The sequence below is a fragment of the Paractinoplanes deccanensis genome, from assembly GCF_016862115.1.
GTDB classification, from domain to species: domain Bacteria; phylum Actinomycetota; class Actinomycetes; order Mycobacteriales; family Micromonosporaceae; genus Actinoplanes; species Actinoplanes deccanensis.
Window position 1 is genome coordinate 61,841 of sequence record NZ_BOMI01000077.1, and the last position, 26,451, is coordinate 88,291.

Consider the following 26,451-nt stretch of genomic DNA (forward strand, 5'->3'; position numbering starts at 1 on the left):
GAACGCCCACCCCCCGGAAGCGAACCCAGTCCGTTTGTGCCGGGCGAGCCCGGCCGGGACGCGGAGGGAGTGCCGGATTGACCGTTGTGCTGGAGACCCGCGACCCTGACGTGGCCGACAGCATCGTCCGCGAGCAGTACACGTCGGTCGCCATGCTCAGCCACGGCGAGCGCTTCGTCTTCCGGATCGAGCAGGCGCAGGTCGGCGCCGTGCGGATGGACGACACGACCTTCGGGCTCGCCTTGACCTACCGGGCCGCCCCGATGGGGACCCTGTGCATCGGGATGGTGCGCGGCGGTTCCGCTACCTACGAGTTCGGCCCGAGAATCTTCCGTCGTGGCCGGGGCGACGTGTTCCTCGTCGCCCCGGCGGACGAGTCCTTCCACGGGTCCGTCGATCATCTGCACGCCGAGTTCGCTGTCTTCACCCCCGGCCTGCTCGCGCAGGTCGCGGCCACGGCACCGGGCTCCCGGGAGCCGGTACGGCTGCTGGACCTCGACCCTGTCTCGGCGCAGGCGGCAGCCCGATGGCGCCACGCCTACGGTGTCACGCGTGCCGTCAGCCGCGTTTCGGACTCCCCGTTGCTGGTCACCACCCACGCGGCCCGGTTCTTGGCCGCGGTCACCCTGGCCACCTTCCCGAACACCGCACTGACCGACCCGACCATCGAGGACCGGCACGACGCGCATCCCGAGACGGTGCGGCGCGCGATCGCGTTCATGGAAGAGGCGCCGGCCCGGGACCTGACCGTGGTGGACATCGCCGAGGCCGCGAGCGTGTCCGTCCGTGCCGTGCAGCTCGCCTTTCGCCGGCACCTCGGCACCACACCGATGGCCTACCTGCGGCGACTGCGCCTCGAAGGAGTCCGCGACGAACTGCTCGCCGCCCAGCCCAGGGACACCACGGTCACGGCCGTGGCCGCTCGATGGGGCTTCCTCAACTCGAGCAGGTTCGCCACCCAGTACCGCGAAGCGTTCGACCAGTTGCCCAGCGACACCTTGCACAGCTGATCCCCCCTGGACCCCGGGCGTCACGCTCGTCCACCACGGCTGTACGCGGCCGGGAGGCACCGAATGATCACGGCGTTCTTGCTGGTCTGTGCCTACCGATCCAACCGGTGGCGGGAATCTGTCCGATAGGGACGGCGGCCGTCCTCGGGGCAGGCTCGGCGTCGCGGCGACGACCGTGCTGGTCGAGGGTCTCGTGGGCCGCGGCGAGGCGCGCCTTGGCTCGTTCGAGTAGCTCGGCGGTGCGGGCCCTGGTGACGGTGGCTCGCTCGCGGGCCTGTACCGCGTGCAGGTGGGCCTCGCGGGCCTCCCGGCGCGCCTCGCGGGCGCAGGCCTGGGTGTCGGACAGCGGCGCCGGTGGGTGTCCGTCGATGTGCTCATGCATGGTTTCGTGCCTGTCGGTGGGCTCTTTTCTCCGTGATAGCGTCGCGACATGGACGCGCCGCGGCCGCCGGCTCAACACGGCGTCAACGGTTCAGCGGTCGCCGAGCCGCTGGCCTGGCCAAGCGGCCGGCCGGTGGTGGCGTTGATCGAGGACGAGCCCGACCTGGTCGCGATGGCGAGCGCATATCTGGACCGCGACGGGTTTGGGGTGGTCTCGGCCGGCGACGTGCGGGCGGGGGCGGCGTTGCTGCGCGCGCAGCCGGTGGACCTGCTCGTGCTCGATCTGGGACTGCCCGACGGCAACGGACTGGACCTGCTGCGGGGGGTGCGAGCCGGCCGGCACCTTCCCGTGATCATCCTGACGGGATGGGCGGCGGAGACCGAACGGGTGGTCGGACTGGAGCTGGGCGCGGACGACTACGTGGTCAAACCGTTCTCGTTACCGGAGTTGGCGGCGCGGATCCGGGCGGTGCTGCGCCGTACGCATCCGATCGGTGCCGACGGGGTGATCCACCATGGGCGGCTGACGGTGGACCCGGCGTCGCGGGAGGCGCGCGTGGACGGGCAGCCGCTGCCCATGACGCCCCTGGAGTTCGGGCTGCTGGCGCTGCTGGCGGCCGCGCCGCGACAGGTGTTCACCCCCGCGCAGGTGCTTGAGCAGGTGTGGGGCTCCCAGCCGGGCCGGCAGGCATCGGCGACGGTGGCCGAGCATGTGTACCGGCTGCGCCGCAAGCTGACCACGGCCGGGCTTGACCTGCCGCGCATCGTCACCGTCCGCGGCGTCGGCTACCGGATGGACGTGTAGACGGTCATGGTCGACGACGGCGACCGGCTGGACTATCGGCGGCTGTTCGAGGCGTCCCCGTCACCGTACTTGATCATGACGGCGGACTTCGTGATCGTGACGGTGAACCGGGCCTACGCCGAGGCGACGATGACCGACCCGGACACGGTGGCCGGGCGGCCGATGTTCGAGGTGTTCCCGGACAACCCGGCCGACCCGGACGCCGACGGGGTGGCCAACCTGCGGCGTTCGCTGCAGACCGTGGTGCACACCGGCGCTGCGGATGCGATGGCGTTGCAGCGCTACGACATCCGCGATCCGGCCGGCGGCTTCGTCGAGCGGTACTGGAGCCCGGTGAACACGCCGGTGCTGGACACCGAGGGCCGGGTGGCATTCATCATCCACCGGGTGCAGGACGTCACCGACCTCGTCACGCTGCGCCGGGAACGGCAGGAGCAGCGGCAGGCCGCCGCGCAGTTGCAGACCCGCGTGGAGCAGATGGAGGCGGACCTGTTCTCCCGGGCCCGGCAGGTCCAGGACGCCAACCGCCAGTTGCGTGAACTCAACGCCCAACTCGCCGCGACCAGCGCCGCCCTGTCCGCCCAGCAGAAGGCCAAGGACCAGTTCATCGCCACCCTCTCCCACGAGCTGCGCAACCCCTTGGCCGCGGTGCGCGCCGCCCTGGACCTGCTCGCCCTCGACCTGCCCGACCACCCGGCGTTGGCCGTGCTGGGGCGCCAGGCCGCCACCCTGACCCGGATGACCGACGACCTGCTCGACGCCGCCCGTGCCGCCGGCGGCCGGCTCTACGTCAACCGGCGCCCGACCGACCTGCGCCCCATCGTGCAGGCCGCCGCCCGCGACGCCGTGGCCGCCCATCCCCACGCCGGCAACCCGTTGCGGTGCACCGTCCCCGACACACCGGTGGTCGTCGACGGCGATCCGGTCCGGCTGGCCCAACTACTGACCAACCTGCTCGACAACGCCTATCGCCACGGCGGCCCCGCCGCCGCCATCACCGTGGACCTGACGGCCGACCCGGTCACGGCGCAGCTGCGGGTGCACGACACCGGCGCCGGGTTCGACCCGCAGTCCACGAACCAGCTGTTCGACGCCTTCGCGCGCACCGCCGTGCCCGGCGCGGGCGGCGCCGGCGGGCTGGGTCTCGGCCTGGCCGTCGTGCGCGGTATCGCCGAACGCCACGACGGCACGGTCACCGCCCGCAGCGACGGGCCCGGCCGCGGGGCGAGCTTCACCGTGCGCATCCCGCTCACCCATGTCCCCACAGCCACCGCGACCCGGGAACGGCCCGCGGCACGACCGCCGCTCCGGATCCTGATCATCGACGACAACGACGACCTCGCCCGTACCTACCAGGCCCTGCTCACCCACCGCGGCGACGATGTCCGGGTCGAGACCACCGCCGCCGGTGGCCTGGCCGCCATCCGGCACGACCGCTTCGATCTGATCCTGTGCGACCTCGCCCTCGGCGGCGACCTGGACGGATACGAGATCACCCGACGACTGCGCCGCAGCCCCGCGCACCGCAACACCCGCATCGTCGCGGTCTCCGGCTTCAGCCAGGACAGCGACCGCGACCGCGCCCAGGCGGCCGGCTTCGACGCCCACCTCGCCAAACCCCTCCACCTCGACGACCTCGACCGCCTCCTGGAGAAATGGAGCGACGGCTGGACCCGGCCGCTGGCCACTGACGCACCCGACCGGAATGATCGCCGGTGATCAGCGCCGGCAGACCGCGCTCCAGCCGGGCTCAACCGGCATTCCGGCTGATCAGCGCCACGGCAAGGCCCGCGAGGCCGACCAGCTCGGCACGACCGGCGCCAAGGTCGGCCTGCGTCGAAAGCCCGTGCCACACGGTCTGCACGAACTCCGCGAGCAGTCCCGGCTCCGTCCCCGTCGGAAGATCACCGTCGGACACTGCTTGTTCGATCCGAGCTCGCAGGCGCGCTTGGTCGGCGCGGTGCAGCTGCGCGACATAAGCCCGAACGTCCAGGGTCGTCGACGTGTCCGCCATCACCGCGCTGCTGGTCAGGCACCCGGGATGCCCTTCGTCGGCCCGGCTGAACTCGGCCACCGAGTCCATCAGCAGCCGCTCGATCACGCGCGCCAGTGTCGGCTCGGCCACCGCCTGTTCGTAGATGGCGCTGTAGCGCAGCGCGTAGGTGCGGACCGCTTCGTCGAACAGCGCGGCCTTGGTGCCGAATGCCGCGTACAGGCTGGAGCTGGAGATCCCCAGGACCGCGGTCAGCATCCGCGTGGACGTACCGGAGAAGCCGTGACGCCAGAACAGGTGTGCCGCCTGGCGAAGGGCATCCTCCCGGTCGAACTCCCGCGGTCGTCCTGCGGTTCTCGTCGTCATGGTTGACGATTCTAGAGCAAACGTTCCAGAATCTAGTTATGGAGCAATCGATTCAGAACCATGTCGAGGTCGACGGCAGCTGGGTGACCGTGGACGTCTACGGCGATCCGGACGGGCCGGCGATCGTCCTGATCCCTGGCGCCATGGCGGACGCCGCCGCCTGGGCCGCCGTGGCGCAGCACCTCGAAGGCTGGCAGAGCGTCGCCGTCGTCAACCGACGCGGCCGGCACCCCTCCGGCCCATTGACCGACGCCTACGGGCTCGAGACCGAGATCGCGGACGCCGCGGCAGTCATGCGCCGATTCACCGACGTACGCACGCTGTTCGGCTGGAGCTACGGGGCGCTGATCGCGCTGCACCTGACGAACACCCTCGCTGTGCCCCAGCTGATCGCCTACGAGCCGGTCATGGCTCCGTTCGGCGCCGGCGCCCTGCCGGACCTGCACCGGGCACACGCCGCCGCCGACTACGACCGCAGTGTCGAAGTCGCGCTGCGGCAGGTCACCGGCATGGACGCCGCCGCCGTGGACGCGCTGCGCTCCCACCATGCGGCGTGGGCCCAGATGCGACGCCTGAGCCCGCCGATCTACGCCGAGACGCGCGCGATCAACCAGGCGCTTGCCCCCGAGCGGTTCGCCGTGCGGGCCGCACGAGTCGATCTGATCGTCGGCGAGCTCAACCAGGACCGGGCCCCGTACGGAACGTCGTTCAACGACGTCGCCCGCCACGTGCCGCACGCGACCGTGCACCAGCTCACCGGCCAAGGTCACCTGGCGCATCTCCAGGCACCGCAACGACTGGCCACGCTGGTGAACCGGCTCGCCGCGTGATCCGCCGGCCTGGACCCCTGGCACGGTGCTCACTTGGATTCGAGGCGGCCGAGCTCGTGGGAGTCACCGCTCAGGGCGGCTTGGGCGGCCTGCCAGTCGGTGTGGTCGGCGCCGGTGACGTGGCGCAGGTAGGCGAGGGTGACCTGCTGGACGAGTGCGACCCGGCCGGGGTGCTCGTCGGTGGTCTCCGCCGCGTCGTAGCCGGAGATGCCGCCGAGGAAGTGCTGCCCGCCGTACACAGTCAGCAGGCTCTTGTCGCCGCGGGCCAAGGTGTACGGGTCGGTCATCCAGGACGCGCCCCTGGTCGACAGCGGAAGCTCGTCCTTGTCACCGGCGACGACAAGGCCGGGCGCGGTGATGTGCGAGAAGTCCTGGTCGCGCAGCCAGGGTGCGACCTTGAGGGCGAACGGTGTCAGATCATCGCCGCCCCGGCCGGCGGTTGCCAGCTGAACACTCGCCATGATCCGGGAATCGGACAGGTCCCGCGCGATGCCGGTCACCGGGTCCGCCACGCGCAGCCCCACGAGGACGCCGGCGGTCTGGCCGCCGAAGGAGTGCCCGGCCGCGACGATCCGGCCATGGTCGACACGGCCGGCCAACCCGGGCACCGAGGCTTCCAGCACGTCGAGGTTGTCCAGCATGCGTTTCAGGTCCTGCACCCGGTGCCGCCAGAGGTGCGGCTTGCGGGACGGATCCGCGGCGACGTCGAGGCGCCTCGAGTCCAGGTGGGTGGCCTGAGCCACCACGAAACCGCGCGCCGCCCAGTGATCGACCAGCGGCGCGTAGCCGTCAAGGTTCGAGCCGTATCCGTGCGCGAACACCACCACCGGCAGGTCGGTGCCGGTGACCGGCGCGGAGACCCGTACCTGCAGATCCTCGCCGCGCTCCGGCGCGGGCAGCACGATCGGCTTGACCGACACGGCCGCCGTGGGAACGGGTCCGGTGAGACCGGTCTTCTTGTACGCGATCATGTGCGGGGCTTCTCCCAGACGTAGGTCAGGCCGGCTTGCCGGGCCTACGGTGACGCTAGAACCTGACATTGACGTCAGAATCAAGCCGAGTGAGCCACCTCTCAGAAGGAGAGTCGAGATGCGTATCGGCGAACTGGCCGCCCGCACCGGCGTCAGCGTCCGAGCACTGCGCTACTACGAACAGCAGAACCTGCTCACCGCCACGCGCGGCTCGAGCAGCCACCGCCGCTACCCGGAGAGCGCGGCCGAGCGGGTCCAGCTGATCCAGCAGCTCTACCGAGCCGGCCTCACCAGCAAGACCATCGTCGACCTGCTGCCACGCGTCGTCGACGGTCGCGCCACCCCGGCGCTGCTGGAACAGTTGACGGCCGAACGGGAACAGATCGACCAGCGCATCACCGACCTCGTCCGGACCCGCGACCGGCTCGACGCGGTGATCGCCAACGCGACCAACAACATGCTCACCGGTACCGTCTGCCGCGACGACGGCGCGCCTGGCGAACGGCGAACTGCCGGCCGATGAGTCGTGAAGCCTGCGGTCTCATCGGCCGAGCGTGAGCGGCGTTTCGGTGGTGACGTGGGTCAGTTTGCCGGGGTTGCGGACGTAGTAGAGGCCGTCGATGAGCGAGCCGTCGACCCGGACGGTGAGCACGCCGTCGAGTTCGCCGTCCAGGCGTACGAGAAGTGCGGGGTTGCCGTTGATGGTGATGGGGTGGGTCGTGAGGGTGCCGGGGACCTTGCCGAGGCCGCCGAGGAACATGCGAGCCACCTTGTCCGCGCCGGTGACCGGTCGCAGCGTGGCGTGCTTGACCCCACCGCCGTCGCCGACCAGGACGACTCCGGGAGCGAGCACGTCCAGCAGGCTCTGCGGATCTCCCGTCTCGATCGCGCTCTGCAGCGACTTCAGTGCCGCCCGGGTCTGGCCGGCGGAGACGGTCTGGCGTGGGCGGCGCGCGTCGACGTGCCGGCGGGCACGGTGGGCGATCTGGCGTACGGCGGTGGTGGTCCTGCCGATGGCCGCGGCGATGTCGTCGTAGTCGACGGCGAAGACCTCGCGCAGCACGAAGACGGCACGCTCGGTCGGCGACAGGGTCTCGAGGACGAGCATGAGCGCGATCGACATGCTGTCGGCGAGCTCCACGTCCTCGGCGATGTCGGGCGTGGTCAGCAGCGGCTCGGGCAGCCACGGGCCGACGTACGCCTCCCGGCGGCGTTTCATGGTGCGCATGCGATTGAGCGACTGCCGGGTGACGATCCGCACCAGGTAGGCCCGCTCGTCGCGCACCTGGCTGAGATCGACGTCGATCCAGCGCAGCCAGGTCTCCTGGAGGACGTCCTCCGCGTCCGCGGCCGATCCGAGCATCTCGTAGGCGACGGTGAAGAGCAGGTTGCGGTAGCTGAGGAACGATGCGGTCGCCGGGTCGACGACGTGGTCAGGCACTGTCCGCTCCCGCCCGCTCGGGCGTGGCCTCCGCCAGTAGTTGCTGCCGCTTGTTGTTGCCGAGCCACGTGTACGACCCCGGCTTGCCGGCCTCGTTCACCAGATGCTTGACGGCGAACTTGTACGTGAGCGCCTTGAGCTTCGCCCCGAGACGGCCGCCGACGTACACCCCGATGGCGGTGTCGTCGCGGCCCGCCAGCTGATAGATGCCGGCGTGATGCCCCAGGCCGACACACATGGCACCGAAGAACACGGTCATCGGCTCCGGCGGCAAGCTCGCCATGCGGCGCAGCACCGTGTCGGCCGCATGCGCGCCCAGACACCCGGCGGTGTAAGCGCTCATCCGGTACGGCACGCCGGACGGCGCCACCGCGTCCCCGGCCGCGACGATACGCTCGTCGTTCACGCTGGTCAGCGTCTCGTCGGTGAGCAGGCGCCCGACGGCGTCGGTGGCCAGCCCGCTGCGCGCGGCGAGATCCGGCACCCCGAAACCCGCCGTCCAGATGGTGACCGCACCAGGCACCGTACGACCGTCACCGAGCCGTACGCCGTCCCGCAGGACCTCCGTGACCTTGCTGCCCGGACCGTCGATGACCCGCACGCCGACCCGGGCGAGCGACTTGGCGGCGGCACGCCGCGCCCGCGGATGCAGGTACGCGCCGAGCGCACCCCCGCAGGCCAGGCTCACCCGATGCCCCTGCTCGGCCAGCTCGGCGGCGGTCTCGATGCCGGTCGGCCCGGCACCGACAACCGTGACGCCGGCCCCCGCGGGCAGACCGTCGATGACGGCACGCACCCGCCGCGCCGCTTCCAGGGTGGCCATCGGATAGGCGAACTCGGCCGCGCCGGGAACGAGCCCTTCGGCGCTTCCACTGCCCACCGCATAGATCAGATAGTCGTACGCCACCACGCCGCCCTCGGCCAGCGTCACGCTGCGCCCGGCCGCGTCGATCTCCGTGACGCTGTCGACAACCAGCCGAACACCGTCGGCCAGCACCTCCCGGTACTCCACGACGGCATCGTGTGTCCCGGCAACCAGCTGGTGCAAGCGAAGCCGCACCACGAACTCGGCCCGCGGATTCACCACCGTCACGGCGACGTCGTCGCGCTGCGTCAGCCGATTGGCCGCCATGACACCGGCGAACCCACCGCCGATCACCACCACTCGAGTGCTTCCCGCCATGTCCTGACTCCCTCCTCGCGGTTCGGACCCAAGACACCGGCGAAAATCCTCATGTGACATCCGTGGCCCAGGTCACACACGGGCCACGTCGGCATCGTCGCAGGATCTCATCGGCGGCCCAGCGCACTACCGCCGTGTGCGTCCGACCGGACCTGCCACCGCCACCGGCACGCCGGCGTCGGATCGGTCAGGTGTTGAGGTCACGGCGGTTGAACCGGCGATGCCCGCCTGATCGACCGATGGCGCGCGCCGGACAGCGACCTTGCTCTCGGGCGGCACACCGGTTGAGAAGCGCGGGGCCGGGTTATTGAGGTGACGGGTCGTCAGCAGGGTGGTCTGTGAAAGCGTGTCGGTTCCGGAGGCTGTCGTGAATCTTCAGTTGTCAGGACGGGCGGGTAGAGCCTGCACCTGGTGAAGGCCGGCGGCCAACTCGACATGGACACCGCGCCGGAGCTGGACGACTTCCTTCGGCAGGTCGCCGACGCCGGCAACGTCCAGGTGGTTCTGGACTTCGCCGACGTGTCGTTTCTCGATTCCAGCGGGCTGGGCCTTCTCATGGTCTGGTTCAAGGAGTTGCAGAGCAGAGGCGGCCGGTTGTGCGTCGCCGCGGTGCAGGAGATCGTCGCGTACGTGTTGCGGGTGGCGGCGGTGGACCAGGTGCTGGACGTTTACGACACGGTGGAAGCGGCCGAGGCGGACATGCCGCCGCTGACGGCGTGAGCGCCGCGGTGCGGTCAGCGGCGGTCGGCTGAGGTGGCGGCGGACACGTCGGCGCCCGCATGGGTACGGCGTTGCCGCTCTGCGTTCGCGCATGCCGTCGGTGACGACGACCAGGCGATCACCAGGTTCCATCGTCACCTCACCGGCGCGGACCTTCCGGTCGGGGAACATGCCGAGGCCGAGGTTGCGAGGCAGCGCCAGCTCGTCGAGGTCACCTCGGCGGATCAGGATCGGCGGCACGTGGCCGGCGTTGACCAGCTCGCACCTGCCGGTAGTGAGGTCGAGGCGTCCGAGGACGGCGGTGAGGAAGGCGCCGCGGGCCGGGGCGTGCCGGGCGATCGCGTCGCCCGGCGTTGGATTTCGGCGGACAGGCTGAACGGGGTGGCGCTCACCTGCACCACCTGGGTGCGTAACGCCCGCTCCTGAGGGCCGCCGTCGAACGGCAGCAGGGTCGCTGCCTCGGCGCCGTCGCGGCGGCCGTCCGCTGATCCGAGCGGGATGTGTGCCAGCCTGACCAAAGCCCGGCCGCTGAGGTCCGCGATGAGGAAGGAAACGGTGCTGGCGTGCAGCGCCGTACCGAGTTCACGGGTGACGGCCTCGACGGCGTTCACCGGTGTAGCGTCCTCGGCGCCGCCAGCATCCCGGACAGCGCCACCTCAACCGACGGATCCATATCGGCAGCATACGGACGTCCGGGCAGGTCACCGCATCCGCGGCTGTTCCCCTGAGCGGTGATGATCGATTACGATGCACCGACTCGCCGCAGGGCTGATCCCGGCGAACATTCATGGGGATGCCAATTGAACAGTTGGAGCATGCGCGTCACGCGCACCGTTGTGGGCGTGACGGCATCGGCTTCGGTCATCGTGGGTGCCGTCGGGCCGGCACGGGCGGACACGTACGCCGGCCTGCCTATCGGCAAGGTCGGCGAAGTCGTCGTCGATGGTACCCACCAGCGGGTTCTCATCAGTGACCCCAGCACGAGCAAGATCATCCAGACCGACTACAACGGCGCTGTGACCGCGGCCAGGGACGGTTACCCCAGCGTCGAAGACCTCCTTCTCTCGGCCGACAGGACACGGCTCTACGCCGCCTGGCCCGAGGGCCACGCGATCGTCGCGCTCGACGCGACCGACCTGAGCGAGATCACCCGGTACGACGTCGGCTCGGCCGTCCGCCCGCACACGCTGGCCGCGGCCGGCGACCGGATCTGGTTCGGCTACGAGTCGGCCGCGGACGCGGGAGGCATCGGCTCCCTCGACCTGCGCGGCGACGACCCGCGGGTCACGCTGGACGACGGCACGTCGAAGTGGCTGGACGCACCCCGGCTGGCGACGGCCGCGAACAAGCCCGGCGTTCTCGCCGCCGCCGGTCGCGTTCCGGCCGAGGGCGACTTCAAGGCCGCGATGGCGGTCTTCGACGTGACCGGCGACGCCCCGCAGCGCACCGCTCGGGTCGACTTCTATGCCAAGCCGTACGAGATCGCGCTGACCCCGGACGGCTCGACCCTGCTCTACCCGTGGAACGACACGCTCGTTTCCCGGCGCACCTCGGACCTCGCCACCACGTCGACCGTGTACAAGATGACGCACACCGCGAACGCGGTGGACGTTGCGCCCGACGGCACGGTGGCAGGCGGCGCTTCCGCCCCGTACGACCCGGACCTGTATGTCTTCACGCCGGGCAACACGCTCGTCCGGCGCTACGAGCTGCCGGACACCGGCAAGGCGAGCTGGACCTCCGACACCCTCGACGACGGAGCTCTCGCCTGGGAGCCGGGCAGCGGCCAGCTCTTCGCTGTCGCCTACAACGACGTGGACAAGTACTCGCTGCGCCGGCTGACGGCCCCGAGGAAGTCGGTGCCGACGCTCACGCTTACCGGACCGACCTCGGGCAAGCGGGCCGTCGCGCTGGCCCTGACCGGCAAACTGACCTCCTCACTGCCCCTGCCGACAGGTACGGCCGTGACAGTCACCCGCACCGATCCGGAGTACCCGAAGGGCCGCGCCATGAGCACGGTGCGGACCGCGACCGGGGGCGCCATCACCGTCAAGGATCTTCCGCCGGCCGGCGGCCGGGTCACCTACACCATCCGGTACGCCGGAGACGCGACGCACGAGCCGGCCGTGGCCGTCTGGTCGGTCCAGATCGCCAAGAGCACCCCGGTTCTGACGCTCAACCGCAAGACCAACACCGTCTTCTCGTACGGATCGAAGGTGTCCGTCACCGCACATCTGGGCGGCGCCTACAAGAATCGCACGGTCGCGATCTACGTCGACCCGTACGGCGCCGACCAGCCGAACAAGGCGGTCCGGGTGACCACGGTCAACAGCAAGGGCGACCTGGCGGCCACGATCACCCTGACCCGCAACAGCCGGATCTCCGCCGTCTTCACGGGCGACACCCGCGTCGCCGCGAAGTCGGTCTCCATCGTGGCGCAGACCAGGGTGCGGATCTCGCAGACGGCGAAGGGCCAGTACAAGAAGGCCAACAACTACAACTACTTCCACGCCAAGACGCAGCCGCGCTTCACGACCACGATGACCTACATGAAGGGCCGCAGCCAGCACGTCGTCGTGGAGTACTACGCCGGCGGCAGCTGGCAGCTCTGGGGCTACGGCTTCATCCCGCTGGCCTCGAACGGCACCTCGACGGCCACGATCGTCGGCGCGCAGAGGAACATCCGCATGCGGGTCAAAGCCGGCTACGTGCCCGGCGGCCCCGGCCAGAACTCCGGCGACGCCCTCAACGTCACCACGTACACCCCATGGACGTACTTCATCGTCACCAAGTAACGCTCCTCCGGGCGGCCACCGGCGAGGGTGGCCGCCCGGGTCGCCGTCTTTGAGGGATCGGCGATGTCGCACCTTCAGGCAGATCCAGCAGCATCGCCTCTTCGCGCTGGCCCCGCTCGGCGAAGATCTCCTTCGCCGCCTGGAGGATTCGCTGCCGAGGCTCTGCCGCACGTCTTGGCTTAGATGACAAACGGTCCTTCTCGTGGTGGAGAAGGACCGTGCGGCGCAGGGTGTCAGGTGGCGTCGGTCTGCTGCCGGCTCTGGTGGTCGCGGTTCCGCTGAAGCGCTTCCTCGAGTTGGTCCTCGAGGATGATGATCCGGCAGGCGGCTTCGAGGGCCGTGCCCTGGCCGACCATCTCCCGGGCTCGTGCGGCCAGGCGCAGCTGGTAACGGGAGTAGCGGCGGTGTCCGCCGGCGGAACGGAACGGAGTGATCAGTTTCGCCTCGTCGAGGCGGCGCAGGAAGTCCTGCGAGGCACCCACGATCTCAGCGGCGCGGCCCATCGTGTAGGCGGGGTAATCGTCGTCGTTCAGCATGTCTTCGGGTTGGGCCATACATTCCTCGTCATGAACGAGGGCCCCGGCGCAGCATGCGCCGGGGCCCAGGGTTACGGGTTCAATACACCATCTACCGACAGGTTCGTCGGGTTCTCGTTTCCACACCGTGCCGCTATCAGCGACAGCAGATGCGAGGATCGCGTAAGCGTGACCGGAGACCACCTCACATTCGATGTGACCACGGTGTCCACCCCAGAACTGGCACTACGTTCTGACGGCGGGCGATCCAACGGCGTCAAACCCTCCCTTTCCTCTGCTTTCACTTCCTGTGGTGCTACCCGCCGGTGCCGGAACCCCACGCGACTTCATGGCCCCGCACACGTACGACGGATCTCGGTGCATCAGGCGGAGCCCCGAACCTGCATCGGCCCCTCCTGCGGCGCCTTGACCTGGAATTACGTCAAGGTCTTCGACTTGCCTCTTGCTGTGCTGCGTGCGGCGATATCGGTTCCACCGCAGTTACCGAGCGAGCCACGAGAACTTCCGGGCCCTGCTTGACGCTCGGCCTGTCACGTCTGCGTCGTCTACAGATCTCTGTCGTCAACGAAAGGTACCTTACCTAGATCCACCGAGAAAATCTAGCTGTGTCGGACCAGATTTTCTGGCGACCGTCACGGCGGTTCCGCCGTGACCATCAACCTGCTCGCCTCAGCAGAACCGTCTGACCTGCCCGCTCTGAGCGGGACCGGCGCTGTCTGGGCGTACACAAACCTGGTTGTCCCGGCTCGGACGGCGGGGGTGACCACCGCGGTGGTCACCCCCGCCGGGCCGCTCACAGGAAGGAGCGGATCCAGGCCAGGATGGGCGCCAGGTCTACCCGCTGGGCGTAGGTCACGCCGGCGCAGTTGCTGTTGGTGACGTACGAGTTGACAGCCAGGACGGTGTTGCCGAGCAGGATCGGCCCGCCGGAGTCGCCGAAGCAGGTGCCGCCGCTGCCGCCGCCGGGGTTGGCGCGCACCTTGAGGAACAGGTCGCTGTGGGTGAAGTTGCCGGAGACCACCTCGGTGGGCGCGTACATGCGGATGCGCACGCCGGTCCAGCTCGGCGGGCCGTTGCCGCGGTTCTGCTGCTGCACGCCGTAGCCGACCAGGTCCACCGGGGTGCCGGTGGCGAGCGTGTCGACCAGCCCCGGGCTGGGCAGCCGGCCGTAGGTGCTCACCACGGACGCGGGCACCGGCTCGGAAAGGACGATGATGCCGACGTCGTACTGGGCGAAGCTCGGCAGGCCCGGGCCGCACGGCGAGTCGCAGTAGCCGGGATAGGTGTACGGCGTGCCCTCGTACGAGGTGAGCCCGCCGTACGGGTACTCGGCGTTGGTCTGGACGTTGTCGGCGAACCACACCCGGGCCCGGACGGCCCCGTCGGTGCAGTGGCCGGCGGTGAGGAAGACCGTCGGTGATAGCAGGGTGCCGCTGCACCGCCAGGTCGGGGTGGCCACGCCGTTCACGACGGTGTCGAAGATGGCCAGGCCGACGTACGGGTGCCGGCCGTTGTCCGGCTGGCCGTTGGTGATCGCCTGTGCCGGGCCGGAGGTGGCGGTCAGCAGGGCGATGAGGGTGGCGCAGAGGATGAACAGTCGCCTCATGGGCTCACCGTTTCCTGATTGAGGGCAGGCCCCGTCACTGCCCGTATTCGTCAGATGACGCCTCACCATAGACAGTGATGCATCGCATAGCTCAACCGCCGGAACGGTCGATTGACGTCCGCCGGACGGTCGATAACTCGCCAGAGGTGCGGGGCGGGTCCAGCTCTCTCCTCCGACGCGCCGAAGCAGGTCGTGGCCTACAGGCCGGCCTTCGTCACCCGGGACGATTCGTACGTCGTGGAGGCCTGGGGAAGGCCAGGTACGGTGGATACGCGCTTGACCAGCATGCCGGTCTTGGCGTCGATGGTCAGCACCTCGCTGCCCTCGCCGCCGAACACCTCAGGGCCGGCGGTGATCGTCAGCGTGGCCTTGCCGTTGGTGGTCGACTTCGTGACGTCGACCGCGGAGATGGTGGACAGCAGGCGCAGCACCCCGGCGCGGACCTGCGTGTTGCCGTCGCCGGCCGACAGCGCTTCAGTGCTGTAGGTCCACAGGGCGTTGTCGAAGTGCCGCTGGACGGCCTGCGGGCTGTACGGCTTCGGCGCAACGTTGCCGCCCTTCTGCTTGATGATCACCTGGGCGGCCGCCTGCTGCTTGTCCCACTCCGCCTTCTGCGCCGCGGGGTCGAGGCCGACCAGCGGGTCCTTGGCCGCTTTGAGCATCTGGGTCCGGCCGTCGGCCGGGCTGCTGTCCGCCGCGGCGACAGCGGCCTTGAGGAGCGGGGCGTAGCCGCCGGCCTCCATCTGATCCTGGTTGCGGGCGATCGCACGCTTGATGTCGTTCACGCTGTTGCCGGTGTAGATCGCGTGATCGTCGGTGTACAGGGTGTAGACGACCTGCATGGTCTTCTTGCCGTCGACCTGAGTGGCCTTCACCAGCCACGCGTTGCCCGCCGACGGGGTGACGGTCTTGATGGACCCGGCCAGGGTCATCAGCGGCGCGCGGTCGGCGGAGCCGTCGACGGCGACCGTCTCCGTGGCCGCGGCCGATGAATCGTTGCCGGCCACCGTGCCGCCGGTCGCCGACGAGTTGAGCACCACGGCGACGACCGCCGCGGCGGCGGCAACCCCTACCCCGGCGCCGATGCCGAGCCGGCCCGCGACGCCCATCCCGCGGCGGCGCCGCGTCGCCGGGCTGGACTCGTGATTCCGTGTGGTGGTCGTCGTTTCCATGGCCGAAGTCGTCTCCATAGTCGTGTCCTCTCCTGACATCTCGCCCAGGAACCGCACGGTTCCCTGGTCGGCCATCGCCGCCCGCAGCACCGCCCGCGCCCGCTGATACGCCTCCGGGCGTAGTGGTTCTGCGCTGCCCAACTCACCGACCAGATCGAGCTCGTCGGTCATCGGTGTTTCTCCTTCGCGCTGTTGCGATCCTTCAGAAGCACGGACACCCCCGGCGCATCGCGCACGGCCGCCCTGGCTTGGCTCAGCAGCCGCCGCGCGGTGCCGGCCGGAATGCCGAGCGCCCGCGCGGCGTCGGCTGCGGTGAGGTCCTCCCAGGCGACGAGCCTCAGGACCTCCCGCTCTTCGGGTTTGAGCCGCATCAGGGCCGACTGGAGTACCGCCCGGGCGTCCACCCCGAGGTCGACCGCCGACCACGGATCCCATCCGGCGGCCAGGTCCGTGACGTCCGCGACCAGGTCCTCGGGCGGCCGGGACCGCCAGTAGCGACGCAGGCGATTCAGCGCCACCCCGTACAGCCACGGCCGTGCATCGTCGTACGACTGGTCGTACGATCGCCGCGACTCGAACGCCGCGACCCACACCTCGCCCAGCAGGTCCTCAGCCGCGTCGCGCCCCACCCGGCGAGCGAGGTACGAACCGACGGCGGCCTCGTGACGCCCGACCACCTCGACGAAGGCGTCGACATCGCCATCCAGCGACCGGCCTATCAAATCCGCATCCGAAGCCATATCCCTCCTCGGCAAACTCCGGGCTTCCAACCTGACATTGCCGATCAGCCCGGGAAGTGTTCAGGCTGCGCGGCGCCGAGGTCCGGAAACGAGCGATGGTGGGGCCGTCATGCAACCTTCAGCTGCGCCGAGGGGTCAGGGTGGGTGTGAAACAGGACAGCAGCTCGGACGGGTCCGAGCGCGACGAGCAGTTCCACGCGTTCGTGGCCGACCGGCGTAAGTGGCTGCTGCAGACCGCACGGCTGCTGACGACCGGGGACTCGCACCTGGCAGAAGATCTCGTGCAAACGGCACTGACCAAGCTCTACGTCTCCTGGTCGGCGTACCGCAGGGCGGACAACCCGGACGCATACCTGCGCCGGGTGCTGGTCAACGTCTTCCTCAGGGAACGCCGTCGATCATGGTGGCGATTCGAGCGGCCGTCTGATCGCCTGCCGGACCGCGCCGAGGCGCAGTCCGCACCGGCCGGCCCCGATCCGGAGCTGTCCCGCGCATTAGGCGAATTGCCGCCGAGGATGCGCGCCGTGGTCGTCCTGCGCTTCTTCCACGAGCTGGACGTCGCTGAGACAGCGGCGGCAATGGGCTGCTCGACCGGAACGGTCAAGAGCCAGACAGCCCGGGCTCTGGACAAGCTACGGGCCGCGCTGGACCCGCCTGAAGCATCGCATCACACGCCCGCCCCGAACGCCCCCCTCAAGGAACAGGAGCTCACCCGATGATGGATCTTCACCACCGCCTGCACCACCTGGCCGGCCCCGCCGGCGAGACACCGGCCGACGTCATCCAGGACGACCTCGCTCGCGGTCGCCGAGCCGTCCGGCGCAACCGCGCCTTCCGGGTAGCCGCCGGGTCGGCGTTCAGTCTCGCGGTCGCCGCGGCCGCGCTGTCGCTGGGGCCCGGGCTGGTCGGCGGCCCCAGCGGAGACTCGCCCACCGCGGCGCAGAGCGCGAACAGCGCGACCACCGGTATCAAGCTCGTCAGCTACACCGGGAAGCAGCCCCGCCTGTTCACCATCGACACGGTGCCGCAGGGGTTCTTCATCCAGGGCCAGAACGAATATGAGCTGGTCCTCGCGCCGGAGGAGGCCAAGACTCCCGACCCGGCCAAGCCGCACCTGTCCGATCCCCAGGTCTACACCGACAAGATCGCGGTCTATCTGCAGAACAAGGACTTCACGGTCGAGCCCACCGGCGACGAGCAATTCACGATCGGCGGCAAACCGGCCGCGCTGCGTTCCATCCACACCGACGAGGGAACGCCGAACGAGGGAACCACCGTGGAGGCCACCCAGATCTTCGTGGTTCAGTCGCCCCGGGTCTACCTCACCGTCCAGTTCGCGGCGAGCACCGGCCTGACCAAAGACCAGATGATCAAGGTTGCGGGCGGCATCAACCTCACCGCCGATGCGGTCGCCGAGGCCGAGAAGAAGTACGCCGCACAGACCACGACCATCAAGCCCGGCAAAAACTGACGTCACCGCACCAATACCGGCCGCGTCGGCGCGTACTGTCACCTGCGGAGACGTTGCGAGGAGCGGCCGGGCCGAGGGATCATGCTTCGTGATCACGATGCGTGTCCGGGTGTTCGGCGGGCTGCGGTTGTGGCGGGACGGGGTCGAGGTCGCGCTGGGCCCGGCCCGGCAGCGGGCCGTGCTTGCCGTTCTGCTGGCGGCGCGCGGAACGGTGGTGCGCACCTCCGAGCTTGTCGACGCCATCTGGAGTGATCGTCCGCCGGACAGCGCGGTGAACCAGGTCCGGCGTCTGATCGGGCAGGTTCGCCGGCTTTTTGAGCCGGACCTGCCGAACCGCGAGGACGGTGCGTGGGTCAAGCCGGTAGGCGACGGATACCGGCTGAGCCTGGACGCGCGAGTCTCCGACCTGGCGGCGTTCTTCACTTTGGTGGACGACGCACGCGCCGTAGGCCGCGCGGAGGCGGCCCAGAAGTACGAGCAGGCGCTGCGGCTGGCCCGTGACCAGCCCTTCGCCGAGCTGCCGCCGGCCTTGACCGGCCTGCCCGCGTTCCGGGCGATCGAGACGGCCCGCGTCCAGGCGGCCGTGGAGGCCGCCGACGCCGCCCTCGGCGAACCGCGGGCGCATCACCTGCTGCCGCTGCTGCAGCACTACGCCGCGGCGGCGCCCCTGCACGAGCCACTGCAGGCCAGGGTGGTCCGGTTGCTCACGGCCGCCGGGCGGCGGGCCGAAGCGCTGGCCCACTTCGAGGAGGTGCGGCGGCGGCTCGCCGAGGAGTTGGGCGCCGACCCGGGTGCCGAGTTGCGGGCGGCCCACCTCGACGCGGTGACCGATCCAGCAACGCCGGACGCAAACCGGCCCGCCCAGCTGCCGCTGCGCGTGGCGGCCTTCAGCCCCCGCCCGCAGCTGGCCGACGGGATGGCCGCCGGCCGCGGATCAGGCTTGATTGTCTTGAGCGGTATGGGAGGTTCCGGTAAGACGGCTCTCGCCGTGGACTGGGCTCATCGGATCGCCGGCGACTACCCGGACGGTCAGCTCTATCTCGACCTGCGAGGTTTCGAACCGGGCGGCCGGCAGTTGCGGCCCGTCGAGGCGCTCGCGACGATGCTGCTGTCGCTGGGAGCCACCCCGAACGGCAGCGCCGATCTGAACGCGCTCGGCGCCCAGTTCCGGTCGGTGATGGCGAAGCAGCGCATGCTCGTCCTGCTGGACAACGCCCGCGACTCGGCCCAGGTGCGCCCGCTGCTTCCTGCCGCGCCGGGCTGCCTGGTCGTCATCACCAGCCGTAACCGGGTGCCGAGCCTGGTCGCCCGGGAAGGTGCCTGGCCGGTGCACGTCGACCGGCTCAGCTTCCGGGCGTCGAAGGATCTGCTCGCGCTGCGGCTCGGCGCGGCCCGCCTGGCCGGCGAACCGGCGGCCGCCGACCGGCTCGTCCGGCTCTGTGCCGGTCTCCCTCTCGCGCTGTCCATCGCGGCGGCCCGCGCCGCGGTCAGCCCGCAGATGAGCCTGAACGACGTGGCGGCCGAGCTGACCCGACAGCGCTGCCTGTCGCTCCGGCGATGGGTGGACCGTGCAGCGGCGGCTGCGGCATTGGCTCGAGACCCGTACTGGAGTCCGGCCGACGACTCGGCTGGCCGACACCCGCGACGTCGAGCCCGTCCTTATCCCGTCTCCGCCTCCGGGCCGCCGCGCCCACCCCGGGCGACGGGCCATTGCTGCGCGCGGTGTTCGCCGAGATCGCGCAAACCGCAACGCCAAAGGACTCCCGCAATCGACGTCGGCGTTCAACCACCTGTGCACCACGCTGCGGGCCGCGTTGAACCTGGCCGTGCGGGAGGTGTTGATCGGGCCGAACGCTGCCCGGCACATCGAGATTCACGGGTACCGGCGCCCGCACGCCCAGGTCTGGACCGACGGGCGCGTCGAAGCCTGGCAGCGAACCGGCGAGCACCCGGCGGTGGCGGTGTGGACCGCGAAACAGCTCGCCACCTTCCTGGAAGCCAACGTCGAGGACTCGCTGTTCGCGTGCTGGTGGCCCGCTGCCCTGCGCGGGCTGCGCCCCGGTGAGCTCTGCGGCCTGCGGTGGGCCGCGGTCGACCTCGACCGCGGGCTGTTGGTCGTCGAACGGCCAGCGCACCACGGCCGGCTACACCGTGGTCGAAGGCGACCCGAAGACCGCCGCCGGCCGAGCCGCAGGTCACGGGTCCGCAAACAGGCGCATCGTCACGGAAGGTGATGACACCCATGTGCCACCACCGTCCACACTGGCCGGACAGCAAGAAGGGCCTGAACCGCGTTTCCGCAGTCCAGGCCCCACTCGATCAAGTGCGCCCGAAGGGACTCGAACCCCTAACCTTCTGATCCGTAGTCAGACGACTAGTAGTCTCCAGTACACTGCGTGACTGGGCGGATCGAAGTCGCGCCGAGAGTCGTTTACGCAGTTCAGAGGACTTTTGTGTTTCCGCAGGTCAGGGCGGAGTGCTCGCCGGACGTGTCAGCTGCGCCTTTGGCCTTGGGCCGGGCGTGCTGGTTTAGCCGCGCCTGTGCTGAAACGGTCGCCGACATCCGATCACCCACCGATCACCACGCCAGACGATCACGTTGCGTATGGATGGTCGTATCAGGGCCGGTCACAACGAGGTGCCGGAGCCGATGTGACCGACAGCTACCGTCGTAACGGCCGCTGGAACGACGTGCTTTCACCGGCGGATCACCCTCATCTGCCGTCCGCTGGGCAGGACGCACCTTTCGCTACTCGGCCGGGGTTACGGCTGGCTGGCATCGTTAGATTCGTCGCTGGTCGGCGGGTTTAAGCTTCTCCAGAAGGTTTTCCAACGTCCGGTGTGTTCGCCTCCATCAAATATTTGACGTCGAGACGCCGGATGTCGCGGCCTGCGATGACGACCATGTCGACCGGCAGGCTGTGTTGCTTGCCGTCTGTGGTCTGGTAGCGCAGGGGCTCTTTGAGGACCAGTTCACGCTTGTCGTAATCGAGGCCGCCGGCGGTCCAGGAGACGAGGGTGCCCTGGATGTAGGTTCCGTCGTCCTTCAAGACTCCGACGTCGACTTTGGCCGTGTCCTTGGGTCGGCGGTCGTCAAAGACTCGCCACCATCCGCTGATCTCGGCGATGTCGGAGTTGCTGGCTCCGGTTAGCCACGTGAAGGGTTTGTGGGTGCTCAGCCAGTGGAGTCCTCGGATGATCCGAGGGTCGGCCATGACCCACGCGAGCAGTGTGGCGGCGGCGAGGACGCCGAACGACCACCACGCCACCTGGACATGGTGGCCGCGAGCGAACGGTCCCGGCGCCTGGATCAGGCGTCTCACGTCAAGGGTGTGTTCCGGGGCGATCGTGCGAAGCAACGTCGCCAGCAGGCCGATGACGGCCAAGCTGGCGACGCTGGCGAAGACCACCTGCAGCGCTTCCCGGAAAGCCGTGCGCGGACTGGTCGGCACGACCTTCTCTCGCCGCAAGACGTAGGCCAGGCCTGGGGCGATCAAGAGGAGCAGCAGTGCCACGCCGACTGGCGTGGAAGGAATCACCGTTAGGCCTTCTGCTGCGTGGCGCCGGAGGGCGGCGGCGGTGGCGGAGGTGGGGTGCTCGTCGTCAGGACCGGCATGGCCGCGCCGCCGGGATCGAGCTTCTGACTGCGCTCGGACTCGTGGATACGCTGCGCTGAAGTGCGCCCACGGTTCTCGTTGTTCTGAGGCACCAAGGCTCCCTAGTCGTGCTGGCCCGCGGAACGGGCTCGGCTCAGGACACGATTGTGCAGGCAGGGTCTGACAATTTTGTCCGCCAGTGCTGACGCTGTTCGAAGGCGACGACTGGGACAAGGAAGCACGCTGTCACGCCTGGCTCGAGGGCGAGATCAATCGCATCGTCCCGCTCTCCACGCACTCGCTCACGTTCGACGTTCACAGCTGGGCGAGTACCCCGAACGTAAGACACCTCGGGCGCTGGTTGAACGCTGCCTTGGAGCAACTCCAGCAGGACCCCGACGCTCTACAGCGCGACGAGACCGGCACACCTGAGAAGCACTACGTCGGCAGAGGAGCGGAGATCACCTTTCAATTCCACCCTCTGCCACGCCACTTCCAGCCCACGGGCCAGGAGCCGTCGGTCATCGGCGGTCCGGCCATGGGCGGCATGGTCGATTCAGCCGTCAGGCTGCGAAGCCGCCTCGACGCAAAGGCCGGCAAGTACGACCTCGACGGCAGACCCTTCGCCCTTGTCATCGGCGTCCGTGATTCGTGGTGCACCATCGACGAGGTTCATGAAGCGTTGGTGGGCAGCTCCGCTGTGGTCATCGCCAACGGTCAGGGCGTCCGGCTCGGAGACGGCTTCTACGGCATCGGACGAAACAATCCCGCCGGCAAGCGTAAGCAGGTGTCATCGGTGTTCTCGATCCACGAATGGTTCCCCGGCGGGCCCTACCTGCCGCGGACCACCCGCTTCGACAACCCGTTCGCGACCCACCCTTTCCCAAACGGCGCCCTACCGTTCCAGGGCCACTGGGGAGTCAAAGAACGCGGCGAGAAGCAGGTCTTGGCTGACTGGCTGAACCAGCCGACCGCGATGATCGCCGCCTGAACGGACTGCTGATGTGAAGACCAACGCGACGAACACGCGCGACCACCACGTGCCACGTATGTACCTACGCCGCTTCGCCCAGCACCGTCCCGGCGGCGCGCGACTGATCGCCATGACTCCCGACCTACGATCCCGATTCCCGGCATCGATCAATGACGTAGCCGTTGAACGAGGCTTCTACTGGGGCAGCGACATCGACGGCGTGCCGCACCACGACATGGAGAAATTCTTCACCGTGCTCGAGGCCGACGCGGCCCCAGCACTCAGGAAGGTCCTGGACACCGGCAAGCTTCCTTCGGAAGATGCGCTTCCCCCTGGCCACCACGCATCGCTACCCGGCAGGCCCTCTCGTGGTGGATCGCGGCGCAGTTGCTGCGTACGCTTCGGCAGCGGGAACGCCTTGAAATGGCTCACCACGGCGAAGGCCGTGCACCGCAGCCGAAAGAGCGCTTTGGGCTGCCCAGCCAATTCGAGAGCTCAAACAGGCACATCAAGTACATCGCAGAGATGATCGAGCGCCTCGCCGCCGCCATTTTCTATCGGCCGTGGGGCATCGGGTTCAGCGACTACTGCCTCCTGACCGGCGATGTACCGGTATCGTGCTCAACGGCCAAGACCACTCCGATCAGCACCGCGCCGTGCAGTACTGGGACATCTACATGCCCGTGGACCCACACCGTTGCCTCTACCTTCCCGGGCTTGGATCGGCCGACGATAGGCAGATCCGCATCGATCATCGGTTCAAGCTTCACCCCGGCCACGCACTCGGCCTCAACTCCATGGTGATTGATACCGCGGTCCGGCACGTGTTCTTTCACCCCGAACACGACCCGTCATCCAAGGCCGAACCTGCTGTCCGCAACGGCGGCGAGCTGCCCCAATCCTTGATGTTCTACGAGGTGCTGGCCGACGGACACGGGGTAGAACGTCGCTGGCTCGACACTCATCCAGAGCGGCCGGCATTGGGCCGAACCTCCCAGCGTGATGACGACGTCGAAGTGGTCCTCGCTACCCTGACCGGCGAGCTCGATCGGCGCCAGCGGCTATTCGAATCGTCCAACGATTGATCCCGGCATATCGAGGATGGCTTACTCGGCGGTCGTGGGTCTACCAGGGCGATCGACGCCAGGTTTATTTGGTCGTGGCCGACTCCACCGGTGTGTAAGGGCCATGACGCGAGGTTGTCCGCAAGGCCAGTCGCGAGGACTTGTACGCGATCACGCCGATTAGGAATGTCACCACGGCCATGACAAACCAGGACAGGGCGCGCGAGGTCGCGACGTTTTCGGCGGCCAGCCAGCGAATGGTGTAGGTGCCGCTGGCGGCGATGGTGAAGGTCAACGCCCAGAAGCTGTGGGCGAAGGGCTCGCGCAGGTAGCTGGGAGTGAGGAAAAGCTGGACGAGCAGCAGCGGGACCATCGTGCCGAGCAGGAGCAGGTCGATGGTGTCGAGGGTGCCACCGTTGATGGCGTACCAGGCGTTGCCGGCCACGGCGGGCGGAGCCGAGAAGATGGCCATGGTGGGTAGAAGCGGGCCGGGCAGGGCCGGGCGCAACGCGAAGCGGCCGAGCAGGATGCCGCCGATAAGGAACCAGAAGAGGATGCCGACGGCGAAGGCACCGACGGCGATGGCGTGCCAGCCGGCCAGGGCCGAGGACTGGGCGGCGATGAGGGAGGCGGCCACGGTCGGCAGCAGGTAGCCGGCGTGCAGGGTGTCGATGTCGAGGCCGCCGTTAAGCAGGTGGGCGACGAACCAGCCGGCGAAGACGGTGGCCAGCACCAGCATGACGGCGATGACGATCCGGCCGCCGGTGAGCCACGTGCCGGCCAGGCGGCCGCCCATCAGGAGGCCGGTGGTGGGCACCAGGGCGGCGAACGGGCCGAGGATCGGATGGCGCAGGTCGCTGGGGGACGCGCGGGCGATGTAGCGCGCGACGAGGGCGAGCCAGACGACGAGCACCGCCCACCAGAGGATGTCACCCACGGCGGCGGGTGCCAGGTCGGCGGCGGAGGCGGCGGTCCAGGTGCCGGCCAGCCCGGCGAGCCCGAAGGCGATACCGAAGAAGTTGAGCGGCATCAGGTTCTCCAATACGACGGGCTCACCGGACAGCTGTCGGTCTGCGCTCAGCCGAGCGACTGGCTGAGAAAGTCCCGCAGAAGCGGCGTCACCGTGGGCAGGGCGCTCTCCAGCAGGAAGTGGCCGCCTTCGAGGAGGTGTACGCCGGCGCTGGGCAGGTCGTCGCGGAAGGCGCGGGCTCCGTCCGGTCCGAAGATCGGATCGTCCTTGCCCCACACCGCGATCAGGGGCACTTGGGTTTCCCGGAACTGCTTGTGCAGTTCGGGGTAGAGCGGTGGATTGGTGGCGTAGTCGCGGAACAGGGCCAGTTGGATGAGGTCGTTGCCGGGTCGCGACAACAGGCTGAAGTCGTGCCGCCACGTGTCGGGGTCGACAAGAGTCACATCGGGCACGCCGGTCAGGTACTGCCAGCGGGTCGCGTCCAGGGTCAGGAAGCCGCGGACGGCCGCGTCTTCGGCGGGCGAGCGCTGGTAGTCCCAGATCGTTTTCCAAAACGACTCGACGAATCCGCACTGATAGGCGTTGCCGTTCTGGCTGATGATCGCTTTGACGGCCGATGGGTCGCGCAGGGCCAGTCGCCATCCGATGGGGGCTCCGTAGTCCTGGACGTAGATGGCGTACTGCTGAATCCCGAGCTTGGTGAGCAGGTCCTGGGTGAGGTCGGTGAGTGCGTCGAAGGTGTAGTCGAGCTCGCTGACCGGCGGCGCGTCGGAGTTGCCGAAGCCGAGGTGGTCGGGCGCGATGACGTGCCAGCGGTCGGCGAGTAGCGGGATCAGGTTGCGGAACATGAAGGAGCTGGTCGGGAAGCCGTGCAGCAGCACGATGGTGGGAGCGTCGGCGGGTCCGGCTTCGCGGTAGAAGAGCTGGTGGCCGCGGACGGTTGCGTACCGGTAGTGGATCATCGGGAGGCCGCCCAGGTAAGTGCGCGGTCGGCGATCTCTTCCCAGCCGGGCTCGGCGACCGTGTAGTGGGAGCGTTCGGGGTATTCGAGGTATTCGGTGACCGCCGGGCTCTGTTCGTAGTGGCCGGCGACCTCGCGGGTCACTGAGGCGGGCACCACGTGGTCTTTGCCGCCGCCGATGATCAGCAGTGGGGCGCGGTCGGGGTTGCGGAAGTCGAGGCGCATCGCCGAGTGCGGGTTGAAGTTGGCCAGTCCGGCTTCGAAGAGCACGTGTCCGGGGCCGGGTACGGCGTAGCGGTCGTACGCGGCGGTGGCTTCGGGCTCGTCGAGCAGGTTGGTGAACGAGTAGTGGAACTGTTCCGGGGTCAGCATGACCGCGCGGTGGTAGTTGCCGGGGTTGCCGAGCACCGGGAAGCCGGAGCGCAGTGTTGCCAGCGGTAGCCGCACGACGCCCTTGACGGCCGCGGGGTGGATGGCGACCCCGGCCGCGCCCAGTCCCCGGTCGAGCAGCAGTTCGGTGAAGGCGCCGCCGAACGAGTGGCCCATGATGATCGGTGGGGTGTCGAGCTTGCGGATCAGTGTCTCGTAGTGGTCGAGGATCTGGGCGATCTCCAGGCGGGCGTAGGAATCGGTGTCGGCTCGCAGCGTTTCGACGTCGGCCTCCATGCCGGGCCAGGCCGGCGCGATGACGCGGTAGCCGCGGTCGGTGTAGCGGGTGATCCAGTGTTCCCAGCTCAGTGGCGAGAGCCAGAGTCCGTGGATGAGCACGATGGTGTCCGGCGATGACATGGCGTCTCCTGGTGGGTTCGGAAGTGAACGCCATCAAGGTCTCGCCGTCGGGGATCGCCGACATCCCGCGATGATGCG

General features: G+C 69.1%; 27 protein-coding genes and 1 pseudogene. 13 read left to right on the forward strand and 15 right to left on the reverse strand.

The annotated features are described in order from the left end of the window. Positions 1-86: 86 nt before the first annotated feature. Positions 87-1,010, forward strand: coding sequence for an AraC family transcriptional regulator (locus Ade02nite_RS20225; protein WP_239168907.1), 924 nt, complete (start codon positions 87-89; stop codon positions 1,008-1,010). Positions 1,011-1,077: 67 nt separating this feature from the next. Here the strand turns inward: Ade02nite_RS20225 and Ade02nite_RS20230 are convergent, their stop codons facing one another. Next, positions 1,078-1,392 carry a hypothetical protein gene (locus tag Ade02nite_RS20230; protein WP_203765673.1) on the reverse strand — a complete coding sequence of 105 codons (315 nt, stop codon included), beginning with the start codon at positions 1,390-1,392 and terminating at the stop codon, positions 1,078-1,080. Between the two features lie 48 nt (positions 1,393-1,440). Between Ade02nite_RS20230 and Ade02nite_RS20235 the strand changes: the two genes are divergently transcribed. Both Ade02nite_RS20235 and Ade02nite_RS20240 read left to right on the forward strand, forming a co-directional pair. Continuing rightward, the gene (locus Ade02nite_RS20235; protein ID WP_203765675.1) at positions 1,441-2,196 is read left to right on the forward strand and encodes a response regulator transcription factor; all 756 of its coding nucleotides are present in this window, start codon (positions 1,441-1,443) and stop codon (positions 2,194-2,196) included. 6 nt (positions 2,197-2,202) lie between these two features. After that, positions 2,203-3,915: a hybrid sensor histidine kinase/response regulator gene (locus Ade02nite_RS20240; RefSeq protein WP_203765678.1), complete on the forward strand. Its 1,713-nt coding sequence runs from the start codon at positions 2,203-2,205 to the stop codon at positions 3,913-3,915. Between the two features lie 31 nt (positions 3,916-3,946). On the opposite strand, the gene Ade02nite_RS20245 is transcribed toward Ade02nite_RS20240, so the two are convergent. Continuing rightward, complete coding sequence (locus tag Ade02nite_RS20245; RefSeq protein WP_203765680.1) at positions 3,947-4,555, reverse strand: TetR/AcrR family transcriptional regulator; 609 nt, start codon at positions 4,553-4,555, stop codon at positions 3,947-3,949. 38 nt (positions 4,556-4,593) lie between these two features. Here Ade02nite_RS20245 and Ade02nite_RS20250 point away from each other — a divergent pair, with 38 nt between their 5' ends. Beyond that, entirely contained in the window at positions 4,594-5,385 is a 792-nt protein-coding gene (locus tag Ade02nite_RS20250) for an alpha/beta fold hydrolase (protein ID WP_203765682.1), read from the forward strand. Between the two features lie 29 nt (positions 5,386-5,414). Here the strand turns inward: Ade02nite_RS20250 and Ade02nite_RS20255 are convergent, their stop codons facing one another. After that, a complete protein-coding gene (locus Ade02nite_RS20255; protein ID WP_203765684.1) occupies positions 5,415-6,356 on the reverse strand; it encodes an alpha/beta hydrolase family protein in 942 nt (313 codons plus the stop codon). Between the two features lie 118 nt (positions 6,357-6,474). Between Ade02nite_RS20255 and Ade02nite_RS20260 the strand changes: the two genes are divergently transcribed. Next, entirely contained in the window at positions 6,475-6,879 is a 405-nt protein-coding gene (locus Ade02nite_RS20260; RefSeq protein WP_203765686.1) for a MerR family transcriptional regulator, read from the forward strand. An 18-nt stretch (positions 6,880-6,897) separates the two neighbouring features. Here the strand turns inward: Ade02nite_RS20260 and Ade02nite_RS20265 are convergent, their stop codons facing one another. Both Ade02nite_RS20265 and Ade02nite_RS20270 read right to left on the reverse strand, forming a co-directional pair. Next, positions 6,898-7,797, reverse strand: a complete 900-nt coding sequence (locus Ade02nite_RS20265) for an RNA polymerase sigma-70 factor (protein WP_203765688.1) — start codon at positions 7,795-7,797, stop codon at positions 6,898-6,900. Beyond that, a complete protein-coding gene (locus Ade02nite_RS20270; RefSeq protein ID WP_203765690.1) occupies positions 7,790-8,980 on the reverse strand; it encodes an NAD(P)/FAD-dependent oxidoreductase in 1,191 nt (396 codons plus the stop codon). The genes Ade02nite_RS20265 and Ade02nite_RS20270 overlap by 8 nt, the downstream gene beginning before the upstream one ends. 411 nt (positions 8,981-9,391) lie before the next feature. Between Ade02nite_RS20270 and Ade02nite_RS20275 the strand changes: the two genes are divergently transcribed. Further along, on the forward strand, positions 9,392-9,700 hold the full coding sequence (locus tag Ade02nite_RS20275; RefSeq protein WP_239168902.1) for an STAS domain-containing protein: 309 nt from the start codon (positions 9,392-9,394) through the stop codon (positions 9,698-9,700). Between the two features lie 87 nt (positions 9,701-9,787). Here Ade02nite_RS20275 and Ade02nite_RS50595 read toward each other — a convergent pair. Next, positions 9,788-10,189: pseudogene (locus Ade02nite_RS50595) on the reverse strand (PP2C family protein-serine/threonine phosphatase); the annotation flags it as partial. A 353-nt stretch (positions 10,190-10,542) separates the two neighbouring features. Here Ade02nite_RS50595 and Ade02nite_RS20285 point away from each other — a divergent pair. Beyond that, positions 10,543-12,495, forward strand: coding sequence for a hypothetical protein (locus Ade02nite_RS20285; protein ID WP_203765692.1), 1,953 nt, complete (start codon positions 10,543-10,545; stop codon positions 12,493-12,495). A 233-nt stretch (positions 12,496-12,728) separates the two neighbouring features. Here the strand turns inward: Ade02nite_RS20285 and Ade02nite_RS20290 are convergent, their stop codons facing one another. The 4 genes from Ade02nite_RS20290 to Ade02nite_RS20305 all read right to left on the reverse strand — a co-directional run bounded on the left by Ade02nite_RS20290 (position 12,729) and on the right by Ade02nite_RS20305 (position 16,549). Further along, complete coding sequence (locus Ade02nite_RS20290; protein WP_203765694.1) at positions 12,729-13,049, reverse strand: MerR family transcriptional regulator; 321 nt, start codon at positions 13,047-13,049, stop codon at positions 12,729-12,731. Between the two features lie 775 nt (positions 13,050-13,824). Next, positions 13,825-14,637 carry a trypsin-like serine protease gene (locus tag Ade02nite_RS20295; RefSeq protein WP_203765702.1) on the reverse strand — a complete coding sequence of 271 codons (813 nt, stop codon included), beginning with the start codon at positions 14,635-14,637 and terminating at the stop codon, positions 13,825-13,827. 197 nt (positions 14,638-14,834) lie between these two features. Further along, positions 14,835-15,980 carry a hypothetical protein gene (locus tag Ade02nite_RS20300; RefSeq protein ID WP_203765704.1) on the reverse strand — a complete coding sequence of 382 codons (1,146 nt, stop codon included), beginning with the start codon at positions 15,978-15,980 and terminating at the stop codon, positions 14,835-14,837. Then, complete coding sequence (locus Ade02nite_RS20305; protein WP_203765706.1) at positions 15,977-16,549, reverse strand: RNA polymerase sigma factor; 573 nt, start codon at positions 16,547-16,549, stop codon at positions 15,977-15,979. The genes Ade02nite_RS20300 and Ade02nite_RS20305 overlap by 4 nt, the downstream gene beginning before the upstream one ends. Positions 16,550-16,689: 140 nt before the next feature. Here Ade02nite_RS20305 and Ade02nite_RS20310 point away from each other — a divergent pair, with 140 nt between their 5' ends. The 3 genes from Ade02nite_RS20310 (at position 16,690) to Ade02nite_RS20320 (ending at position 20,085) form a co-directional block, all read left to right on the forward strand. Next, positions 16,690-17,268 carry a SigE family RNA polymerase sigma factor gene (locus Ade02nite_RS20310; RefSeq protein ID WP_307871222.1) on the forward strand — a complete coding sequence of 193 codons (579 nt, stop codon included), beginning with the start codon at positions 16,690-16,692 and terminating at the stop codon, positions 17,266-17,268. Further along, positions 17,265-18,020, forward strand: a complete 756-nt coding sequence (locus Ade02nite_RS20315; protein WP_203765708.1) for a hypothetical protein — start codon at positions 17,265-17,267, stop codon at positions 18,018-18,020. Before Ade02nite_RS20310 ends, Ade02nite_RS20315 begins: the two co-directional genes overlap by 4 nt. Positions 18,021-18,117: 97 nt before the next feature. Then, positions 18,118-20,085, forward strand: coding sequence for an AfsR/SARP family transcriptional regulator (locus Ade02nite_RS20320; protein ID WP_239168909.1), 1,968 nt, complete (start codon positions 18,118-18,120; stop codon positions 20,083-20,085). A gap of 742 nt (positions 20,086-20,827) precedes the next feature. Here the strand turns inward: Ade02nite_RS20320 and Ade02nite_RS20325 are convergent. Then, positions 20,828-21,559: a DUF6338 family protein gene (locus Ade02nite_RS20325; RefSeq protein WP_275409931.1), complete on the reverse strand. Its 732-nt coding sequence runs from the start codon at positions 21,557-21,559 to the stop codon at positions 20,828-20,830. A 2-nt stretch (positions 21,560-21,561) separates the two neighbouring features. Next, on the reverse strand, positions 21,562-21,729 hold the full coding sequence (locus Ade02nite_RS20330) for a hypothetical protein (protein WP_203765720.1): 168 nt from the start codon (positions 21,727-21,729) through the stop codon (positions 21,562-21,564). Positions 21,730-21,815: 86 nt separating this feature from the next. Here Ade02nite_RS20330 and Ade02nite_RS20335 point away from each other — a divergent pair, with 86 nt between their 5' ends. The 3 genes from Ade02nite_RS20335 (at position 21,816) to Ade02nite_RS20345 (ending at position 23,674) form a co-directional block, all read left to right on the forward strand. Beyond that, positions 21,816-22,607, forward strand: coding sequence for a hypothetical protein (locus Ade02nite_RS20335; protein WP_203765722.1), 792 nt, complete (start codon positions 21,816-21,818; stop codon positions 22,605-22,607). Between the two features lie 13 nt (positions 22,608-22,620). Next, positions 22,621-23,118 carry a DUF4238 domain-containing protein gene (locus Ade02nite_RS20340; protein ID WP_203765730.1) on the forward strand — a complete coding sequence of 166 codons (498 nt, stop codon included), beginning with the start codon at positions 22,621-22,623 and terminating at the stop codon, positions 23,116-23,118. A gap of 127 nt (positions 23,119-23,245) precedes the next feature. Next, a complete protein-coding gene (locus Ade02nite_RS20345) occupies positions 23,246-23,674 on the forward strand; it encodes a DUF4238 domain-containing protein (protein ID WP_203765732.1) in 429 nt (142 codons plus the stop codon). 64 nt (positions 23,675-23,738) lie between these two features. Here the strand turns inward: Ade02nite_RS20345 and Ade02nite_RS20350 are convergent, their stop codons facing one another. The 3 genes from Ade02nite_RS20350 to Ade02nite_RS20360 are packed head-to-tail and all read right to left on the reverse strand — an operon-like array spanning position 23,739 to position 26,373. Beyond that, a complete protein-coding gene (locus tag Ade02nite_RS20350; RefSeq protein WP_203765734.1) occupies positions 23,739-24,683 on the reverse strand; it encodes an SLAC1 family transporter in 945 nt (314 codons plus the stop codon). 47 nt (positions 24,684-24,730) lie between these two features. Then, positions 24,731-25,585, reverse strand: coding sequence for an alpha/beta fold hydrolase (locus tag Ade02nite_RS20355; protein WP_203765736.1), 855 nt, complete (start codon positions 25,583-25,585; stop codon positions 24,731-24,733). Beyond that, positions 25,582-26,373 (reverse strand): alpha/beta hydrolase, encoded by a 792-nt coding sequence (locus Ade02nite_RS20360; protein ID WP_203765737.1) that lies wholly within the window; start codon positions 26,371-26,373, stop codon positions 25,582-25,584. Before Ade02nite_RS20360 ends, Ade02nite_RS20355 begins: the two co-directional genes overlap by 4 nt. Positions 26,374-26,451 lie beyond the last annotated feature (78 nt).

Coding starts and splice junctions, on each gene's coding strand:
- Ade02nite_RS20230 (WP_203765673.1), bottom strand. CDS start 1,392: ATGCATGAGCACATCGACGGACACCCACCGGCGCCGCTGTCCGACACC.
- Ade02nite_RS20235 (WP_203765675.1), top strand. CDS start 1,441: ATGGACGCGCCGCGGCCGCCGGCTCAACACGGCGTCAACGGTTCAGCG.
- Ade02nite_RS20240 (WP_203765678.1), top strand. CDS start 2,203: ATGGTCGACGACGGCGACCGGCTGGACTATCGGCGGCTGTTCGAGGCG.
- Ade02nite_RS20245 (WP_203765680.1), bottom strand. CDS start 4,555: ATGACGACGAGAACCGCAGGACGACCGCGGGAGTTCGACCGGGAGGAT.
- Ade02nite_RS20250 (WP_203765682.1), top strand. CDS start 4,594: ATGGAGCAATCGATTCAGAACCATGTCGAGGTCGACGGCAGCTGGGTG.
- Ade02nite_RS20255 (WP_203765684.1), bottom strand. CDS start 6,356: ATGATCGCGTACAAGAAGACCGGTCTCACCGGACCCGTTCCCACGGCG.
- Ade02nite_RS20260 (WP_203765686.1), top strand. CDS start 6,475: ATGCGTATCGGCGAACTGGCCGCCCGCACCGGCGTCAGCGTCCGAGCA.
- Ade02nite_RS20270 (WP_203765690.1), bottom strand. CDS start 8,980: ATGGCGGGAAGCACTCGAGTGGTGGTGATCGGCGGTGGGTTCGCCGGT.
- Ade02nite_RS20290 (WP_203765694.1), bottom strand. CDS start 13,049: ATGGCCCAACCCGAAGACATGCTGAACGACGACGATTACCCCGCCTAC.
- Ade02nite_RS20295 (WP_203765702.1), bottom strand. CDS start 14,637: ATGAGGCGACTGTTCATCCTCTGCGCCACCCTCATCGCCCTGCTGACC.
- Ade02nite_RS20300 (WP_203765704.1), bottom strand. CDS start 15,980: ATGACCGACGAGCTCGATCTGGTCGGTGAGTTGGGCAGCGCAGAACCA.
- Ade02nite_RS20305 (WP_203765706.1), bottom strand. CDS start 16,549: ATGGCTTCGGATGCGGATTTGATAGGCCGGTCGCTGGATGGCGATGTC.
- Ade02nite_RS20315 (WP_203765708.1), top strand. CDS start 17,265: ATGATGGATCTTCACCACCGCCTGCACCACCTGGCCGGCCCCGCCGGC.
- Ade02nite_RS20320 (WP_239168909.1), top strand. CDS start 18,118: ATGCGTGTCCGGGTGTTCGGCGGGCTGCGGTTGTGGCGGGACGGGGTC.
- Ade02nite_RS20350 (WP_203765734.1), bottom strand. CDS start 24,683: ATGCCGCTCAACTTCTTCGGTATCGCCTTCGGGCTCGCCGGGCTGGCC.
- Ade02nite_RS20355 (WP_203765736.1), bottom strand. CDS start 25,585: ATGATCCACTACCGGTACGCAACCGTCCGCGGCCACCAGCTCTTCTAC.
- Ade02nite_RS20360 (WP_203765737.1), bottom strand. CDS start 26,373: ATGTCATCGCCGGACACCATCGTGCTCATCCACGGACTCTGGCTCTCG.